The sequence below is a fragment of the Candidatus Gastranaerophilales bacterium genome (assembly GCA_028696075.1).
Lineage (GTDB): Bacteria > Cyanobacteriota > Vampirovibrionia > Gastranaerophilales > JAILCC01 > JAQVHS01.
The window spans coordinates 30703-47869 of the sequence record JAQVHS010000013.1; the positions used below are offsets into that span (position 1 = coordinate 30703).

Sequence of the window (17167 nt, forward strand, 5' to 3'; positions counted from 1 at the left end):
ATGAACGAAATATTTATTACAAAAACAAATAATCCGTTTTCTTCCATAAAACATGGTCTATCCCTATTTATGGAAGAATCGAAAGAAAAAATGTCATTAACAAAATCGTTGTTTATATCATTCTTTTTGCACATTTTATTTTTTGTTCTGGGCTTTTTTATACTGCAGGCAATTATCATTTTGCTTATGTATTTGGGCTTTGATTTATCACTTTTTGACCGGCCTAAAGCAAAAATAAGAGATATAGAATTTGTACTGCTTAACCCTGAAAAATACAACGTCAAAAAATCTTTCACAAAAAAAACTACGGCTCAAAATAATCGGGCTTTGGCAGGACCAAGACCTGATAAAAGAATGTACAGCGATGATGAGGGCGGACTTAAAAGTATAAAAAAGTCAAAAATTACAGCCGCATCCAACGTGGTTAATGAAACTCCTCAAAAAAACACACGCAAAGCTGTTTCTCAGGCAAATATCCCGCTTGCAAAAACCCCTAAAAAGGGTTCAAGCGCACCTATATTAAATATGCCCAGCCCGTTTGCAATTAATATGCCAAAAGTAAAAACCATATCCGACGATGTAGGTTTTGGCGCGGGAAGCAAACAAGGCTACCACTCACCTTCAGCGGGTTCAACCTCTGTTATCTCTGACGGTGAAGGCGCAGGCGGAAGCGGAAAAGGCGACAGTGTGGGGACAGGAGAAAGAAAAGGCGGCGGCGGTTATTATTACGGTACAGCAGGAACACCAAAACCCGGAAGTGCCAATCAATACGGTAACGATGCCAATGATGTTGATTTAAGACCTTATGTAACAGAACTCCAAAGAAAAATAGTAAGAAACTGGGCAATGCCAAGCTCCGGTAATAATAAGAAAACTGTCTTGTTCTTGAGAATTTCAAAATCAGGCTCGTTGATGGTTTTAAATATCAGAACTCCTTCAGGAGACCCTGTTACCGACAACAGCGCTATTGCCGCCGTAAAAAAAGCCCAGCCGTTTAATGCTTTGCCTGCGGGTTATAAAAATTCTTACGCTGATGTAATTTTAACATTTGACTATAATGTAAGCGCCAGACAAAACTAAGTTTTCCTTGCTTTAATATTTATAATATCAGATAATATTTTTGTATGGTTGAATAGCAAGAAGAGAGCAGGCTTATGTTACGTTACTATAAATCTTCTATAATATTAACAATTATAGGTATTATTTGTGCATATTTATGGGGTGAATACCGGACGCCGGGCGCCGGGCTGTTATCTGTTTTTATCGTAGCGGTACTGAGTATTCTTGAAGTCAGCTTATCATTTGACAATGCCGTAGTAAATGCTATGAGATTAGAAAAAATGACCCCTGAATGGCAGCATAGATTCTTAACCTGGGGGATTGTTATTGCGGTATTTGGGATGAGATTGGTGTTTCCGGTTATAATTGTATCTGTGTTTGCAAATATTTCCATTCTTGAAACAATGTATATAACAATAAACGATGTAGATAAATATAAACACTACCTTGAACTAAGTCATATCGCAGTATTGACTTTCGGGGGAAGTTTCCTTCTAATGCTCTTTCTTCACTATTTCTTTAATGAAAAAAAAGTAATCCACTGGTTAAAACCTATCGAAGAAAAACTATCCCATGTCGGTCATATTAGCGGTATTGAAACAGTTGCCACACTGCTTGGTATTTCGATTTTACAATCCTTTGTACCTGAAGCGGAAAGAATGCATGCTATTTTAGCAGGTCTGGCGGGAGTTATTTTATACATAGTAATCCATGGGTTAAGTGAATTTATGGAAGAAAAAGCAAATCATACAGAAGCGCTGACCTGCCCTAAACAGTCGTTTAAGGCGGGTTTTATTGCTTTTATGTACCTTGAATTAATAGATGCATCCTTCTCGTTAGACGGCGTACTCGGGGCTTTTGCACTAAGCAAAGATGTAATAATTATCACAATAGGTCTTGCTATAGGGGCAATGTTTGTCCGTTCATTTACTATTATGATGGTAGAGAAAAAGACACTAAAACAATTTTTATATTTAGAACACGGCGCACACTGGGCAATAGGCGCTTTGGCGGTAATCATGCTTATAGCAACCGTAAAACCCGTACCGGAAGCCATTACAGGGCTTATTGGTCTTGTTTTTATCGTTGCCGCTTATATTTCTTCCATTAAACACAACGATAAAAAATCCGTATAAATTTGAAATTATTTTGCAACCAGCTTTGAACCGATTACTTTTTCAAGACTCGCTGCTGATACATTATAGTTCACTAAAGCATTCAAATAATCTAATCTGGCACTTCTGTAGGTGTTTTCTGCATCTTTAAATTCAATGGCGTCACCGACTCCGGCTTTATATCTGCCGCTTGCCAACTTATACTGCTCCTCTGCTTTTTTAACGGCAAGAGCAGAAACAGGAACACTTTCTTTTGCATTTTTTAAATTAATATAAGCTTCTCTTACTTCCAAATACAGGTCGTTTTCCTCCACCGCTAAATCAGCCAAGTCTCTTTGATATGTGGCTTTTGCTTCATCCACCTGTTTTTTAAGCAGGTAAAAATTAGTGGTCTTGTATGCCATTTGAGCGCCCACTTTAAACCCGTAATCATCAGTAAAAGAAGTACCGCCGCCGGCTTGGATTTGACCTACAAATTCAATGTCAGGATAAAATGCTCTCTTGCTGTATCTTACGTTAAGTTTTGAGGCCAAAGCTTTTTTTCTGAAAGACTCAAGCTCGGGTCTTGATTCAAAAGCAGCTCTTGCCAAAAAATCAAAATCACAAACGTAATCCTGCACTTTTAATTTATCAAGAAGTTTATAATCAACCTCTTTGGGAATACCCATGGCATTATTTAATTTCGCATACGCAATCTGGGTTTCATTGGAAGCTTTAATATATCCCAACCTTGCATTACCTAAATTATATTCTGCATTAACCACGTCGATTTTAGGTTTTGTACCTATTGTATAAAAAGCGGATGCCTGTTTATATTGCAATGAATACGCATCAATAGCATCCAAATAAACATTCTGCTTTTCCATAGAATAAAGCAACTGATAATAAGCTTCTTTTACATTATAAATAGTGTTATTTATGGTTTCATTTAAAGTAGCAACAGACGCTTCATAAACTTTTTTAGATGCATCTGCCTTTGCCTTTGTCTTACCGAAGTCAAAAATCAACTGCGTAGTACTGGCGTCAATAGCATTATAAAAAGTATAATATTGCTGCGGAACAGGGAAGTTAATTGTCAAAAACCTGTTTCTTGTTGCGCCGTTTGTCATAGAAAAAGTAGGCAAATATTTAGACCAGGCCTGACCTATTTTAGTTTTGTCAATTTCGCTGTTACTAAAAGCTGAACGTATAATGGGATTTGTTTGCAGAGCCTTTGCTATACAATCATCAAGAGATAAAATAAAGGTTTCCTGCACATAACCTTCTACTACTTTAGCATCCGACTTTGTAGGGCTAATATTTTCCTGCTTAATAACATTATCTACGACATTACCGAATTGCTCCGCCTGTTTTTTATCAACAAAATGAGTTTGGGTCATCTTAACATCCTGTTCAACCTTTTTTTCTTGTTTTTTTGCACACTTTATCCGTTCTTTTTCGGCTTTTTCTTCTGCTTTTAGTTTTTTCTCAAGCGCTTTAATCTCTTTTTTGGAAGGAGCGGGTTTCATTTGCATATTACCTGTTTCTTCTATAGATTGGGCTTTGCCGATAAAAGCAGCTTGCGTAGCAGCCATCGTCATAATTAACAGTATTATTAAAATTTTATTTTTCATATTATGCCTCTCTCTTAGCTTTATTCATAAATCTATCTGTGGTGGATTGAATAATTACATAAAAAGCGGGAACCAAGAGAGTCCCAAATATACAAGCCGCACTCATGCCGCCAAATACCGTAACACCAACAGCTACCCTGCTTTCAGAACCTGCACCATGTGCAAACACCAACGGTAATACACCTACAATAAAAGCAACGGATGTCATAATTACAGCCCTAAATCTAAGATGCCCCGCTCGCATAGCAGCTTCTTCTACAGAAAGCCCGTCTCTTTCATGCAGCTCCTTTGCAAATTCCACAATCAAAATAGCTTGTTTTGTTGCCAAACCGATAAGCATAATCATACCAACCTGCGAATACAGGTTAAAAGACTGCCCCGTAATATACTGAAGTGCCAAAGCACCAATAGCTGCCACCGGCGAAATCAAAAGTACGGCAACAGGAATAGTCCAGCTTTCATATAATGCAACCAGAAATAAATATACAAACAAAAGCGCCAAAGCTATAACAATAGTCGTCATACCTGCAGATTCCAGTTCCTGAGCAGACTGCCCCGACCATGAATAGCTGATATCGGCAGGAAGTGTTTTTGTAATAACCTCTTCCATAGCTTTCATTGCCTGACCTGAACTGTAACCTTCGTTAGGACTGCCGTTAAACTGTACTGAACGGTATAAGTTAAAACGATTAATAGTTAAAGCTCCTACTATCGGTTCAAGTTCTACCATAGTATTTATAGGAACCATTTTGCCATGATTATTTTTGACGTATAAGCTTTGCAAATCATCGGGTTTTGCCCTGAATTCATCATCAGCCTGAATATAAACCCTGAACACTCTGTCAAATTTGTTAAAGTCATTAACATAATAACTCCCGAATTGTGCAGCAAGTGTATTATATAAATCGCTTATTGACACACCCTGAGCCATAGTTTTTTGCACATCAACATTGGCTACATATTGAGGCAAATTGGCTTGGAATGTTGTAAACACACCCTTTAATCTAGGGTCTTGGTTAGCGGCTATCATCAGCTGCCTTGCATATTGAGCCATTTGTTGGGGAGAATTTTCACCCTTATTAAGCATTTGAAACTCAAACCCGCCCATCATACTCATACCGGAAATTGACGGCGGCGAAATACAATAAATACTGGCTTCAGGTATCATTGTATAAAACTTTTTATTTAATGCAGATTGCATAGCAAATGCATTCTCATCTTTGTTTTTTCTGTCTTTAAATTCTTCAAGTTGAATAACAATGAACGCTGTATTAGAACCGCTAATACCAACAAATGCTATTGTTCTTTTCACGCCTTCAGTTTGTTTTAATATGCTCTCGACTTTTTCAACTACTTTGGTAGATCTGGCTAAAGCTGCGCCGTCAGGAAGCGTTACCTGTGCAAATAATACCCCCTGGTCTTCATCAGGCAGAAACCCTGTTGGTATAATTTTGAATAAGAACAGTGCAAACAAACATAAACCGATAAAGGTTAATGCTGTTATTTTTTTATGGTAAACAAAGAATTTTGTTATGTGCATATAAAAGTCGGTAAATTGCTGGAATTTCTTGTCAAACCAAGCCAGAACACCTATTTTTGCTTCGTGGTCTTTTAATATAACAGCGCTGATTGCAGGAGACAAAGTTAATGCCACTATTGCCGAAATAGCAATAGAAGTAGCAATACAAACAGCGAACTGTTTATACATCAGACCGCTTAATCCGGGGATAAAAGCAGACGGCACAAATACCGCCATTAAAACAAGAGCAATTGCAATAAGCGCCCCGCCAACTTCCTGCATTGAAATAATTGCGGCTTCTCTTTTATCCTTGCCTTCCGCCATGTGCCGTTCAATATTTTCAATTACAACGATAGCATCGTCCACTACCGTCCCGACCGCCAGAACCATAGCGAACAATGTTAATGTATTCACTGACATTCCAAGTACGGGAAGTATTGAAAGCGCACCTATCAAAGAAATAGGAATAGCAAGAATAGGAATAACCGTTGCTCTTAAGGAACCTATAAATATATAGGTAAGGAAAACCACGATAATGCAGGCTTCAAAGATTGTATTTAATACTTCTGACATAGACTCTTTAATATATTCGGTTTCATCTCTTACAATATTTAACTCCATACCCACGGGTAAAGTTTCAGATGTTTTAGATAAAAGTTTACGGGCATTTTTAGCTACATCAATAATATTTGCATTAGGAAGCTGTATAACCTGAATTAATGCGGCAGGCGCACCATTTACACGTCCGGTATAAGTATAATTTTGAGAACCAAGTTCCACCCTTGCAACATCTTTAATTCTGATATTAGAGCCGTCAATATTAGACTTGATAATAATATTTTCAAACTCTTCCGCTTCAACAAGTCTGCCTTTTGTACGCAAAGTAAACTGCATCTTTTGTTTATCTACCATAGGTTCTAAACCTAAAGCACCGGCGGGAACTTGTGTATTTTGAGCTTTAACGGCGGCAATAATATCTGTAGGCGTTACATTTAAACTTGCCATTTTTTCGGGATTCATCCAAATCCTCATCCCGAAATCACCCGCACCAAAAACGTTCACTTCACCGACACCCGGAACACGAAGAAGCTCATCTCTTATGTATATTGAAGCATAGTTACTCAGATATAAGGTATCATAGGTGTTATCAGGCGAAGTTAAGGCCGCGATTAGTACTCCTGAACCGCTGACCTTGCTTTTAACAATTAAACCCTGCCTGGTTACATCTTCAGGTAATCTTGACATTACTTGCTGTAAACGGTTTTGGACTTTAACAAGAGCAATATCTTTATCTGTACCGACCTCGAAATATATTGTTAAACTATAAGAACCGTCGGTTGAAACAGACATCATGTACGTCATGTTTTCTACACCGTTTACCTGCTGTTCAACAACAGTGGCGACGGTAGATTCTATAACATCTGCACTTGCACCCGGATATGTAGCCGTTACATTAATTTGCACAGGCGTAATGTCGGGATATTTTTCAAGTTTCAAAGCACCCAAAGACAAAAGACCCAATAAAGTTATAAAAATAGATAAAACAATAGCAAAACGCGGACGGGCTATGAAGAAATTACTGTTCATTCTTTGCCCCTTTTTGGAATATTTTCTTTATTTTAGTTATAACTTTTTGACCAAAATCTTTTCTTCTGTCTAATTCCTGCTCTGCAGACTGCTGTTTTTTAGAAGCTTTCAATTCACCTGAAGTAATAACCGGAATATCAGGCTGCAACTGCTGCAAACCCCTAACCGCAACAACATCGCCCTCTTGCAGCCCGCCGGTAACAATCCAGTTGCCGTCATAAGAATCGCTCACTTCAATAAATGCAATGTCAGCTTTTTTATCTTTATTTACAGTATAAACGTACTTTCCTTTAGCGCTTTCCAAAACTGCTTCCTGCGGAACGGTAATAACATTTCTGGGTTGTGCCAGATAACAAACTACTTTTACATAATCACCCTGTACCAAAAGATTGTTGGGATTGTCAAAAGTAGCCCTAACCAAAACAGTACCGGTGCTTGGGTCTAATTGATTATCTACAAATTTTATTTTGCCGGGTATAGGGTAAATAGTATCATCGGCAAGTTTAATTTTAACTTTTATATCATCAAATTCTTTCATTTGGGATGCTTTTTTAACGGCTAAAAACTCTTTGCTTTTCAAATTAAAATCAACCTGAATAGGGTTAGTACTCACAACAGTGGCTAATGTGCCAACAGAAGGACCTACAAGATTTCCTTCCGTAATAAGAATTTTTCCTATTTTACCGTCTATAGGAGAGTATATTTTAGTGTAGCCGTAATTAATTCCGGCTTGGACAACACTTGCCCTATTTGAATCTACAGCAGCTTTGTCCATATCTCTTGCCGCCAGTTTCTCATCATATTCGGCTTTGCTTATATAATCATCTTTTACCAATTGTGCCGCTCTTTTCAGATTAATTTGTGCGTTTTTTAAAGATGCCTGAGAATTTCTTAAATTTGCACCTGCTTCATTAAGTCTTGCAGCATAGGTTTGAGGCTCTATTTGAAAAAGCAGGGCGCCCTTTTTTACATCGGCTCCTTCTTTAAAAAACCTTTTTTGAAGATAGCCGTCTATTCTGGCTACGATATCAACGCTATAAGTAGAATTAATTCTGCCCGTTGATTCTATGGAGTCTATTATATTTTCTCTTGCTATAGTTTTAACATCAACTATAGCAATCTTCTTGACAGGTTCTTGCTTATTGCACCCGGATGCAAACACCACGAAGGACATTGCCAAAATTAGCATATATTTTTTATCGAACATTCTATTTTTCCCTCTCGCATAATCTCTTTATTTTTTATTTTAGCACCAATAAAAACAATCGACTAATTTGTAAATCAAATTGTTCGATTATTTACTTCATCTATTGTTTCAAAGCTTTCTTTCATATAAAAGCATACTCTTCAAGTTTTTTAACTAAGTCATAATTACCGGCATCAAGCCCTTTGACCTTAAGCGCATAAATAAGAATTTGAGCTAAATTAGCGGCTTTACCTTTTGCTAATTGATTAAAATAAAACCACTCAAAGTTATTAGGCAGCCTTAACGACCAATTTTGCTCTCCCGATGTTCCGGGTTTATTATAAACATCTTCTATTCCGAAAAAGTCAGTGAAAAAGAGCTGAATATTTTGAGAATTTGCGGTAAATAATTCAACAAGTTTCGCCTTGGTGAGTTCCTGTGCATTCTTGGATAACTCTACAGCATAAGAATCTATATAATTTTTATCCAAACATAAATCCGCCGATAAATTTTTGGCATGCAAGTATCCTTCTGCCGTGTTAATCATTGATTTTGCCCACATAGAAACAGGTTCATTGTCGTGAGTACCAACCATTATCCAGCTGTTAGCATCTGTATTAATGCCTCTGTAGGGATGTTCGGGTTTCTCAGGCTTAACGAACTGGGTTAATCTCATACCGCTAAGCTCAAACTGCTCCATAACTTTTTCAACGGGATATGTCAAAGTACCCAAGTCTTCACATATAATGGAATCTTTACCTATACCTTCCGCTTTTGCCGCTGCCATAACTATTTTTTCAATTAAAGCGGCGTATCTTGAGATTTGTTCTTTGGTAAGAGATTTAACTCGGTATTCGCTGTCTGAATCAAATTCCAAATTCAAATCACTTTCTTTTGCTATTGCATATCGGGAAAGCTCCGGATGTTCGGGAGAAGAATAAAGTCTTCCTGCTCCTTCCTGAGCTTTTGGCTTAAATCCTTCTTTGTAAACCCAAGGGTCGACCAATCCCACAAAGTGGTCAATCCTGACACCGCCGGGGTTTTCTTTAAACATCTTCCTGTAAAGGTTAAACATTAGTTTGCCGCCTTCACCCAAAGAGCCGTTTTTGTTAAACATTTTCTCAGGGTTCATAACACTAAAACCCCATGCCTGACCGTCTTTTGAAAAATAATCCGGAGGACAGCCCAAACACCAGCCTTTTAAGAACAATGCCTGATTAGCCCAGCAATCTCTGTCTGAAAAAGCCACTTGCCTGTCCGCTATCATTTTTATGCCTTTAGAAAGCGCATAATTCTTCATTTCTTCTTTTTGTTTTGCCGCTATGAACTGGCAGAAATTATAAAACTCAATTTCGTTAACATATTTGGATTGAATTTCTTTAATTCTTTGTGCTGAGGCAATTTGACCTTCCTTTGTATTCATATTGAAAAGATTTCTGTCAATTTCATCATCCCATGCAGGCCAGTAATCATTGTTATGCTTTACCGATAATGCTTCATAAAGAGCATCCTTTTCAAGCCAGTCATTATTTTGGGCAGTAAATTTATCAAGCTCTTTTTTCATTGCAACAGCCTGCTTATCCTTTTTAACAAGTTTAAGGTTGAACGAGCTGAAAGCTTCTTTCAGGGCCGTCATTTGATTTGTAAAGATATAAGAGTAAGCTACTTTGTTAACTCCTTTGTTAGGGTTGTTTTCAACTATTGAGTTAAAAGTTTCGCTGCTCAAAAGGTTTGCATAATTATCCTGCGTTAATTCATATAAGTCTATAAACAAAGGATTATTCGAAAAAACTGTCCCCGTATAAGGTGAAGCATCGATAGCTTTTGTTTTTCCGGCAGGTCCAAGCTGAATGCTTGTGAAAATTCCTTGCGCAAAATCAACCAGTTTCTTGGCTCCTTCCGAGCAAAAAGACCCCATGCCTGTATCTTGAAATTCAACAGAAGGGAAACTTGCACCATGGATAATCAATGAAAATTGTTTCTTATTAAGCAATTCCAGTGCTTTTCTAATCGTTTGTTTATAGTCTTGTCCAAGCTTTAAAATAGTTTGAGTTTCAGGCATGTTTTGCGTACCTATATAGTCTAATCGTAAAAACATTATATTATTTAAAAAAAAATTATAAAAGGGCTTGAATGATATCTTTTACAATACTAAATAATATCCCGGCTTCACCCCAATCCCGACCTCTCAACTTCCCAGCTTCTCAACTTCCCAGCTTCTCAACTTCCCAGCTTCTCAACTTCCCAGCTTCCCAGCTGCTTAGCTGCAAACTCTTCACCTCAATTAATCTTTGTGATTTAATATTTAACAGATACTGGAAAGAGGTAAAAAAAGTGAACGCAAGAAGAGCTTCAAGAGAACTTATAATTATGGTTCTTTCTCAAATAAAACTTGAAAAGAAAGACTTTGATATAGATGAAATATTATTAAACTCGGTAAGAACACTGGTAAGTAACGCTAACGATGATTTAAAAACGACTACAACAAGTCTTATAAATGTAAAAGAATATATTCAAAACCTTGAATTAAACGCGGACGTAAATAAAACAAGACCAATCGGCGTAAAAAATATCGCCGTACAACTGCCTATGACAAAAGATTTTGAAGAAAAGATAGATATACTTTTAGATGTTGTAGAAAAATGCTATCAGGCAACGGAAATATCCGAGCTGGCGCTTTTGGAGGAAGTAAACGAAGTTAAATCTTACGCAAGAGGAATAGTGGAATTAATAAGGGATAACCGCCAAAAGATTGACGATGCAATAAGTGAATCCGCTATAGGCTGGGACATTAAAAGAATGGTGGCAATAGACCTTTCTATTTTAAGAATGGCTGCTTGCGAACTGTTCTTTTCAAAAGACGTTCCGGTTAAAGTCATTGTAGATGAAGCCGTAGAGATAGCAAAAAAATACTCCACGGATGAAAGCACGTCTTTTATCCACGGAATTTTGGGCAAAATCGCAGAAGTTAACAAAATAAAGAAATAAAGTTTATGTTTAATTTTTTCAGAAAAAAAGAAAAACCCGTTAAGGAAGCTGAGCAGCTGGGCAGCTTAGAAGCTGAGAATACCAACGAGAAGGAAGCTGAGCAGCTGGGCAGCTCGGAAGCTGAGAATACCAACGAGAAGGAAGCTGAGCAGCTGGGCGGCTTAGAAGCTGAGAATACCAACGAGAAAGAAGCTAAGCAGCTGGGCGGCTCGGAAGCTGAGAATGCTGTTGAAGAAATTATTGAAGAAACGAAAGAAGAGCCGCAAAAAAATGATTTCTCTTTCTCATTTTTTCATCTGAAAGAAACCATAGAAAAAACGGGTAAAACCCTTGTTGAAAGTTTTGTAGCAAACTTATCCAACGAAGAAAAAATTGATGAGGACACTCTCGATGAAATGGAAGAAACGCTTATCAAAGCTGACTTAGGGGTTGAAACTTCCGCTTACATAATAGACAACCTGAGAGCGCAAAGGGATAAAATAACACAATCAAACTTAAGAGAATTTTTAAAAAATCAATTTATGGCAATTTTAAATCAGACCCCTTCGGACAAAATCCACCTCACACCCAATCAGCTTAACATATTTCTCGTAACAGGCGTAAATGGGGCGGGCAAAACAACCCTTATAGGCAAAATGGCATACAAATTCAAGCAGGAGGGCAAAAAAGTCCTTATTGCCGCAGGTGATACATTCAGAGCCGCAGCGGAAGAACAGCTTGATATTTGGTCAAAAAGAGCAGGTGCCGACATTATCAGAAATGACGGAGCTGACAGTGCCTCGGTTGTTTTTGATGCCATAAAACAAGCTAAAGAAAAAAACTACGACATACTTTTAATAGACACGGCAGGGCGTTTGCAAAATAAATTCAACCTGATGGAAGAACTTGGAAAAATCAAAAAGGTTATAGATAATCAGGCGCCTGAAAATCTCGCCGAAAGTATGCTTGTAATAGATGCTTCCACCGGTCAAAATGCGCTCAAACAGGCAGAAGTATTCTCACAAACCGTGGATTTAACCTCCGTGGGTTTGACAAAACTTGACGGAAGTTCAAAAGGCGCCATAGTTGTAGCCATAGCAAAAGAACTCAAAATTCCCGTCAAACTCGTCGGGGTCGGAGAAAAACTTGAAGATATAAGAGAATTTTCGTCGGCAAAATTCATAGAAGCTTTATTTTAATAATTATTCAGGAGTTATAAATGTTTGAATCACTATCCGAAAGACTGCAAAATATTATAAAGAACACCAGCCAATCCAAGCTGACAGATGAAAATATGCAAGAGGCTTTTCGTGAAATTCGCCGTGCGTTTCTTGAGGCTGACGTAAGCTTAAAAGTTGTTAAAGCTTTTATCTCAAATATAAGAGAAAAAGCGGAAGGGCAGGAAGTTTTAAAAAGTATTTCCCCGTCGCAGCAGCTCATCAAAATAGTAAACGATGAGCTTGTCGAGCTTTTAGGACATGAAAACAAACCTTTGATTTTTAGTGGACATCCAAGCCTTATAATGATGCTCGGACTGCAAGGTTCGGGTAAAACAACCTCAGCGGCAAAACTTGCTGTTAAATTAAGAAAAGACGGCAAAAAACCTCTTCTCGTAGCTTGTGACGTCTATAGACCTGCTGCGATTAAACAGCTTCAAACCTTGGGTAAACAAATAGGCGCAGAGGTTTTCACCATTGACGGCAATACAAATGTCAGTGAAATAGTAGCTCAATCCATTGAACACGCAAAAAATAATAATTTCGACACATTAATTATAGACACAGCCGGACGTTTGCAGATAGACACTCAAATGATGGCGGAGCTTTTGCTGATAGACAGAGCTTTTGAGCCTGCCGAAAAACTCCTTGTAATAGACGCTATGACAGGTCAAGAGGCCGTGAATGTGGCACAATCATTTAATGAGCAGCTTGAGGTTACAGGTATCGTATTATCAAAACTTGACGGCGATGCCAGAGGCGGTGCCGCACTGAGTGTTGTATATTCTACCCAAAAACCCATCAAATTCACAGGCACCGGCGAAAAACTAGATGCGCTTGATGTTTTCTACCCTGAGCGTATGGCTCAAAGAATTTTAGGTATGGGAGATATTGTATCTTTAGTGGAAAAAGCACAGGAAAACTTCGACATAGAGCAGGCAAAAGACCTTGAAAAGAAAATGCGTAAGAAAGAATTTACGCTGGAAGATTTTTTAGGTTTGCAAAAACAAATGAAAATGCTCGGTTCTATGGGACAAATTCTGAATATGCTGCCCATCCCCGGGATTGATAAAAATACAAAAGACCTGATTGCAAATCAGAGTGAAGCTCAAATGAAAAAAATCGAAGCCTGCATTAAAAGTATGACTTCAAAAGAGCGAAAAAAGCCCGAAATTATAAACATAAGCAGAAGAGAAAGAATAGCAAAAGGCTGCGGAATGGAAGTTGCTGACGTCACGGCTTTTCTAAAACAGTTTGAGCAAATGCGCCAAATGATGCAAAACATGTCAAAAATGACCCAAAATTTACGCAAAAATCCTCATATGGCCCGCAATATGATGCGCAATATGAAGAACTTCCGCAAAAAGTAGTCCAATTAGCGCTTTACAGTAAAGTAATAAAAATATTTGTCTAAACAACTATACTGAGTTAAATCTAAAAACATTTCACAAAAATGTTCTCTTAGCCTTGATAGCTCTTTGACTGCAGAGGGTTTTTGGGCTGTTTTAATAGTTAAATCTATTAATTCTAAAGCTCTTTCAAATGAACGCTGTGAAAGTTCTTCCCTGCCTTTTTCTTTCCATTTAAAGGTTCTACCAACCTCTGCCCCGATATTTGCCATTTGTTCAAAAAAACTCATTTCACGCCAACGGCCTTGTGCTAAATTTTCGTGTGAAATCATATCGAAATCCTAGCATTTACGATAGAAATTATTTTACTTCTTATAGCTTCATTTTCTACGCTTCTTGAGCGATTATTTTGAGAAGGTCTGATATTTATCATTGAATCAAATTCTATAAAATCGTCCTCATCCGGATACAGGTTAATACCCCATAAAGATGCTTGCGCGCTACCTTGTTGTAATAATTCGGCTTCTATATCCGCATGTAATTCAGCATCTATGGCTAAAATTCCTTTATCAACATCAACAACGCCCTTAACCATTTCTCCAAAAATATTTTTTGCAATACTTCGCAGTTCCTCTAAGGTCAATTTCTCCGTCAATATCAGCATATTATTACCCTATTGTGCCAAACTAAACTTCATATATTCTAACACAAAACCTACAATATGAAAAACTTCCGCAGAAAGTAGCAAAAATTTTTTTTCCCGGTATTTAATAACTTCGTTGATGTAGCTATTGAGGTTTCAATGCTTAACTCTGTAAGTTTTTTAAACGGTATTGCCCATACACCCGGTCAAAAAGTTTCAACATTCCCTAAACAAAGTGTTGGCTTAGATAGGGATGTTTTTCAAAAAACATCGAATATAGCGTTTAAAGGTTTACCAAGTCTGGAACCGCCCGTAAAAACAACCATTATTGCTAAAAGAACCGGCGAGCAGCTTGATGCGGTTATAAAATTTTGTGATGATGAAGGCAAAGATAAGTTAAAGCTCGTTGCAAATAAGCTTCTTATGGGTGAAGTTACTTTTATCAATATGCCAAAACATCCGTATTACGGTCTTTTTGAAAATAAAGACTACGTATCTAAGGGCTGTATATTTGTAACTTTAATAGACTCAAATTTCCGCAAAAAATACGCTCAGGTTGGAACAAGATTAATGCAGGAAATTGTAAGAAGAAGCCTGAAAGAAGGGCATGAAGGCAGGGTAATACTGCAGTCAACAAACGGTTCATCTCCGTTTTATCACAAATTAGGCTTCAAACCTTACTTGGACCCCGAAGGCAGATGCACAAAGGCGATAATTGATAAAATAAACAACCCCAAAAAGTATTCGTTTTTAGATAATGCCATTGTAGAAATGTATTTACCCGAAGAAAACGCAGCTAAATTATTAGCTAAATAACCAAGTCTTTACATATTTTTTATTTGCCCTCGTTGGAATTTTTAATTATTATTAGAAAGATATTGAAAAAAAGAGAACAAACATGCAAGAAAAAACAGCAGCAATAGTAGGATGCGGAATATGGGGAAGAAATCTGGTGCGTAATTTTTACGCTTTAGGCGCCCTTCATACAGTATGCGACCTAGATTTTGAAAATTTAAAAATAGTGAAGGAAAATTACGAAGGAGTTTGTTTAACATCAGACTTCGAAAGTTTACTTAACTCAAAAGAAATACAGGCTATTATAATTGCTACCCCGAGCCATACCCACTACCATCTTGTTAAAAAAGCGCTTCTTGCAGGAAAACACGTCTATGTGGAAAAACCAATTGCAACAAGCGCGAAGGAAGCGTTTGAACTTAATAAACTGGCACAAAAAAACGACCTGACTTTAATGGTAGGACACTTGCTGCTTTATCATCCTGCCGTAAACAGGCTTAGAGAAATTGTACAAAGCGGAGCTTTAGGCGAAGTTAGTTATGCACAAAGCGACCGTTTAAATGTAAATTACTTTAAAAACGACCGCAGCGTAATGTGGGATTTAGCTCCGCATGATTTGTCTATGATGTCCTACGTTGTGGGCAAAGACCCTATTAATGTAATTTCGGCAGTCGGCTGCTCTTCGGATAAAAACGATATTATGGATATAGTTCACCTTGGTATCAAATTTGAGGATGGCGTAACGGCACATATTTCAAACAGCTGGATTACGCCTGCGAAGCACGTTCGCCTTATGGTCAGGGGTACAAAGGCAACTGCGATTTTGGATGACACTCTTCAGGAAAACAAGTTGATAATATTTGACAACTTTGCACCGGGTCAACAAAATGTAGAATATCCCGATTATCTTGAAATTGAACCCTTAAAGCTTGAGTGTCAACATTTCTTATCCTGTATTAAAACAGGTCAAACGCCCAGAACAGACGGTGAAAACGGCTACAAGGTGGTGAAAATACTTGAGCAGGCTGACAAAATTATGTTGGGCGCAAAATTAAAAGAACTTGATAAAGTCAAATTTTCCTCTTCAAGAAGTAAAGCCAACGTTTAATTAATGTTAATAAAATACCTTAAAGTTTTATATTACGAATTTTTATCGAACTTTGTTATTCAAAAAGTCCGCTACAAGGTTACGGGCGAATGCAAAAAATGCGGCAAATGCTGCAATTATATGTATTCAAAAGATACTTATACAGAAAAAGAGTTTAAAATAATGCAATTTTTATATCCTGCATATAAAAGGTTTGAGGTCAGAGGTTGGGATGAAGACGGGAATATAATTATAGGCTGTAAACTGGTAAACAAAGACGGTACGTGCAGCGTCTATAACAAACGATTAAGAATGTGCAGGCGATATCCCGAAAAAATTATCTATTTCAGAGGCGAACTTCATGAAGGCTGCGGGTATAAAATAGAACCCGAAAAGAGTTTTGAGGATTACCTTAATTAATAATAATTTTGGAAATAAAGATTTTTGTCGTATAATTTTTTTAAGCCAATGGAGAGATGTCCGAGTGGTTGAAGGTGCAGACCTGGAACGTCTGTGTATCGCAAGGTACCGAGGGTTCGAATCCCTCTCTCTCCGGTTTTAAGTCCACCATTCAGAGAATGGTGGCTTTTTTGTTTGCTATAATGCCAGACGGGTGGGGCTTATGACTGCTTTTTCAGAAAAGAGAATTTTTTAAGCACAATTTTTTAAGAATTTTAGAGCAATTTTTTGCAAAATTCTCTTTTGGAAATTTTCGTGGTGCCCAACATTCAAATCTGGCATTTCTATATTACCCAAAATACCATTGCAAATTGGCACGGCAATTTATGTCATATAAAATGTTAAATAATTTTGATAGTAAACATCCTTAATTTAAATGCTTACTATCAATAAACATATTATTTAAAATATCGGCATTTTTTCGTAAAAATTGAACAACCGGTGTAATATTATCAAGCTCTTCAATTTCTCTATGACCTGAGCAAAAATAATCTATAACAATGCTCGTATTATAAATATCATCAACTAATTTGTGAAGTTGTTTAAATTCATCCTGTGTAAAATTGTACAT

General features: G+C 37.4%; 15 protein-coding genes and 1 tRNA gene. 9 read left to right on the plus strand and 7 right to left on the minus strand.

Translation table 11 applies throughout. The annotated features are described in order from the left end of the window. Both PHX18_08110 and PHX18_08115 read left to right on the plus strand, forming a co-directional pair. A complete protein-coding gene (locus PHX18_08110; GenBank protein ID MDD3594575.1) occupies positions 1-1080 on the plus strand; it encodes a cell envelope integrity protein TolA in 1080 nt (359 codons plus the stop codon). A gap of 74 nt (positions 1081-1154) precedes the next feature. Beyond that, complete coding sequence (locus PHX18_08115) at positions 1155-2195, plus strand: DUF475 domain-containing protein (protein ID MDD3594576.1); 1041 nt, start codon at positions 1155-1157, stop codon at positions 2193-2195. An 8-nt stretch (positions 2196-2203) separates the two neighbouring features. Here the strand turns inward: PHX18_08115 and PHX18_08120 are convergent, their stop codons facing one another. The 4 genes from PHX18_08120 to PHX18_08135 all read right to left on the minus strand — a co-directional run bounded on the left by PHX18_08120 (position 2204) and on the right by PHX18_08135 (position 10177). After that, a complete protein-coding gene (locus PHX18_08120) occupies positions 2204-3787 on the minus strand; it encodes a TolC family protein (protein MDD3594577.1) in 1584 nt (527 codons plus the stop codon). Between the two features lies 1 nt (position 3788). After that, positions 3789-6893 (minus strand): efflux RND transporter permease subunit, encoded by a 3105-nt coding sequence (locus tag PHX18_08125; GenBank protein ID MDD3594578.1) that lies wholly within the window; start codon positions 6891-6893, stop codon positions 3789-3791. After that, the gene (locus PHX18_08130; protein MDD3594579.1) at positions 6883-8100 is read right to left on the minus strand and encodes an efflux RND transporter periplasmic adaptor subunit; all 1218 of its coding nucleotides are present in this window, start codon (positions 8098-8100) and stop codon (positions 6883-6885) included. Before PHX18_08130 ends, PHX18_08125 begins: the two co-directional genes overlap by 11 nt. Positions 8101-8221: 121 nt before the next feature. After that, the gene (locus PHX18_08135) at positions 8222-10177 is read right to left on the minus strand and encodes a 4-alpha-glucanotransferase (protein MDD3594580.1); all 1956 of its coding nucleotides are present in this window, start codon (positions 10175-10177) and stop codon (positions 8222-8224) included. A gap of 236 nt (positions 10178-10413) precedes the next feature. Here PHX18_08135 and nusB point away from each other — a divergent pair, with 236 nt between their 5' ends. From nusB to ffh, 3 genes are read left to right on the plus strand one after another with little or no spacing between them, the layout of a single operon-like run. After that, complete coding sequence (nusB, locus tag PHX18_08140) at positions 10414-11067, plus strand: transcription antitermination factor NusB (GenBank protein MDD3594581.1); 654 nt, start codon at positions 10414-10416, stop codon at positions 11065-11067. A 5-nt stretch (positions 11068-11072) separates the two neighbouring features. Beyond that, a complete protein-coding gene (gene ftsY / locus PHX18_08145) occupies positions 11073-12245 on the plus strand; it encodes a signal recognition particle-docking protein FtsY (GenBank protein ID MDD3594582.1) in 1173 nt (390 codons plus the stop codon). 20 nt (positions 12246-12265) lie between these two features. Then, entirely contained in the window at positions 12266-13633 is a 1368-nt protein-coding gene (ffh, locus tag PHX18_08150) for a signal recognition particle protein (protein MDD3594583.1), read from the plus strand. A 5-nt stretch (positions 13634-13638) separates the two neighbouring features. On the opposite strand, the gene PHX18_08155 is transcribed toward ffh, so the two are convergent. Both PHX18_08155 and PHX18_08160 read right to left on the minus strand, forming a co-directional pair. Next, positions 13639-13944, minus strand: a complete 306-nt coding sequence (locus PHX18_08155; GenBank protein MDD3594584.1) for a hypothetical protein — start codon at positions 13942-13944, stop codon at positions 13639-13641. After that, positions 13941-14276 carry a DUF5674 family protein gene (locus tag PHX18_08160; protein MDD3594585.1) on the minus strand — a complete coding sequence of 112 codons (336 nt, stop codon included), beginning with the start codon at positions 14274-14276 and terminating at the stop codon, positions 13941-13943. The genes PHX18_08155 and PHX18_08160 overlap by 4 nt, the downstream gene beginning before the upstream one ends. A gap of 138 nt (positions 14277-14414) precedes the next feature. Here PHX18_08160 and PHX18_08165 point away from each other — a divergent pair, with 138 nt between their 5' ends. The 4 genes from PHX18_08165 to PHX18_08180 all read left to right on the plus strand — a co-directional run bounded on the left by PHX18_08165 (position 14415) and on the right by PHX18_08180 (position 16692). Continuing rightward, positions 14415-15071 (plus strand): GNAT family N-acetyltransferase, encoded by a 657-nt coding sequence (locus PHX18_08165; protein ID MDD3594586.1) that lies wholly within the window; start codon positions 14415-14417, stop codon positions 15069-15071. Between the two features lie 82 nt (positions 15072-15153). Further along, the gene (locus PHX18_08170; GenBank protein MDD3594587.1) at positions 15154-16158 is read left to right on the plus strand and encodes a Gfo/Idh/MocA family oxidoreductase; all 1005 of its coding nucleotides are present in this window, start codon (positions 15154-15156) and stop codon (positions 16156-16158) included. Between the two features lie 3 nt (positions 16159-16161). Continuing rightward, on the plus strand, positions 16162-16557 hold the full coding sequence (locus PHX18_08175) for a YkgJ family cysteine cluster protein (protein ID MDD3594588.1): 396 nt from the start codon (positions 16162-16164) through the stop codon (positions 16555-16557). Between the two features lie 50 nt (positions 16558-16607). Continuing rightward, positions 16608-16692 (plus strand) — tRNA-Ser (locus PHX18_08180). Between the two features lie 271 nt (positions 16693-16963). On the opposite strand, the gene PHX18_08185 is transcribed toward PHX18_08180, so the two are convergent. After that, on the minus strand, positions 16964-17167 hold the full coding sequence (locus PHX18_08185; GenBank protein ID MDD3594589.1) for a hypothetical protein: 204 nt from the start codon (positions 17165-17167) through the stop codon (positions 16964-16966).

Coding starts and splice junctions, on each gene's coding strand:
- ftsY (MDD3594582.1), top strand. CDS start 11,073: ATGTTTAATTTTTTCAGAAAAAAAGAAAAACCCGTTAAGGAAGCTGAG.
- PHX18_08135 (MDD3594580.1), bottom strand. CDS start 10,177: ATGTTTTTACGATTAGACTATATAGGTACGCAAAACATGCCTGAAACT.
- PHX18_08165 (MDD3594586.1), top strand. CDS start 14,415: ATGCTTAACTCTGTAAGTTTTTTAAACGGTATTGCCCATACACCCGGT.
- PHX18_08115 (MDD3594576.1), top strand. CDS start 1,155: ATGTTACGTTACTATAAATCTTCTATAATATTAACAATTATAGGTATT.
- PHX18_08175 (MDD3594588.1), top strand. CDS start 16,162: ATGTTAATAAAATACCTTAAAGTTTTATATTACGAATTTTTATCGAAC.
- PHX18_08125 (MDD3594578.1), bottom strand. CDS start 6,893: ATGAACAGTAATTTCTTCATAGCCCGTCCGCGTTTTGCTATTGTTTTA.
- PHX18_08185 (MDD3594589.1), bottom strand. CDS start 17,167: ATGTACAATTTTACACAGGATGAATTTAAACAACTTCACAAATTAGTT.
- PHX18_08160 (MDD3594585.1), bottom strand. CDS start 14,276: ATGCTGATATTGACGGAGAAATTGACCTTAGAGGAACTGCGAAGTATT.
- PHX18_08110 (MDD3594575.1), top strand. CDS start 1: ATGAACGAAATATTTATTACAAAAACAAATAATCCGTTTTCTTCCATA.
- PHX18_08120 (MDD3594577.1), bottom strand. CDS start 3,787: ATGAAAAATAAAATTTTAATAATACTGTTAATTATGACGATGGCTGCT.
- PHX18_08130 (MDD3594579.1), bottom strand. CDS start 8,100: ATGTTCGATAAAAAATATATGCTAATTTTGGCAATGTCCTTCGTGGTG.
- PHX18_08170 (MDD3594587.1), top strand. CDS start 15,154: ATGCAAGAAAAAACAGCAGCAATAGTAGGATGCGGAATATGGGGAAGA.
- PHX18_08155 (MDD3594584.1), bottom strand. CDS start 13,944: ATGATTTCACACGAAAATTTAGCACAAGGCCGTTGGCGTGAAATGAGT.
- ffh (MDD3594583.1), top strand. CDS start 12,266: ATGTTTGAATCACTATCCGAAAGACTGCAAAATATTATAAAGAACACC.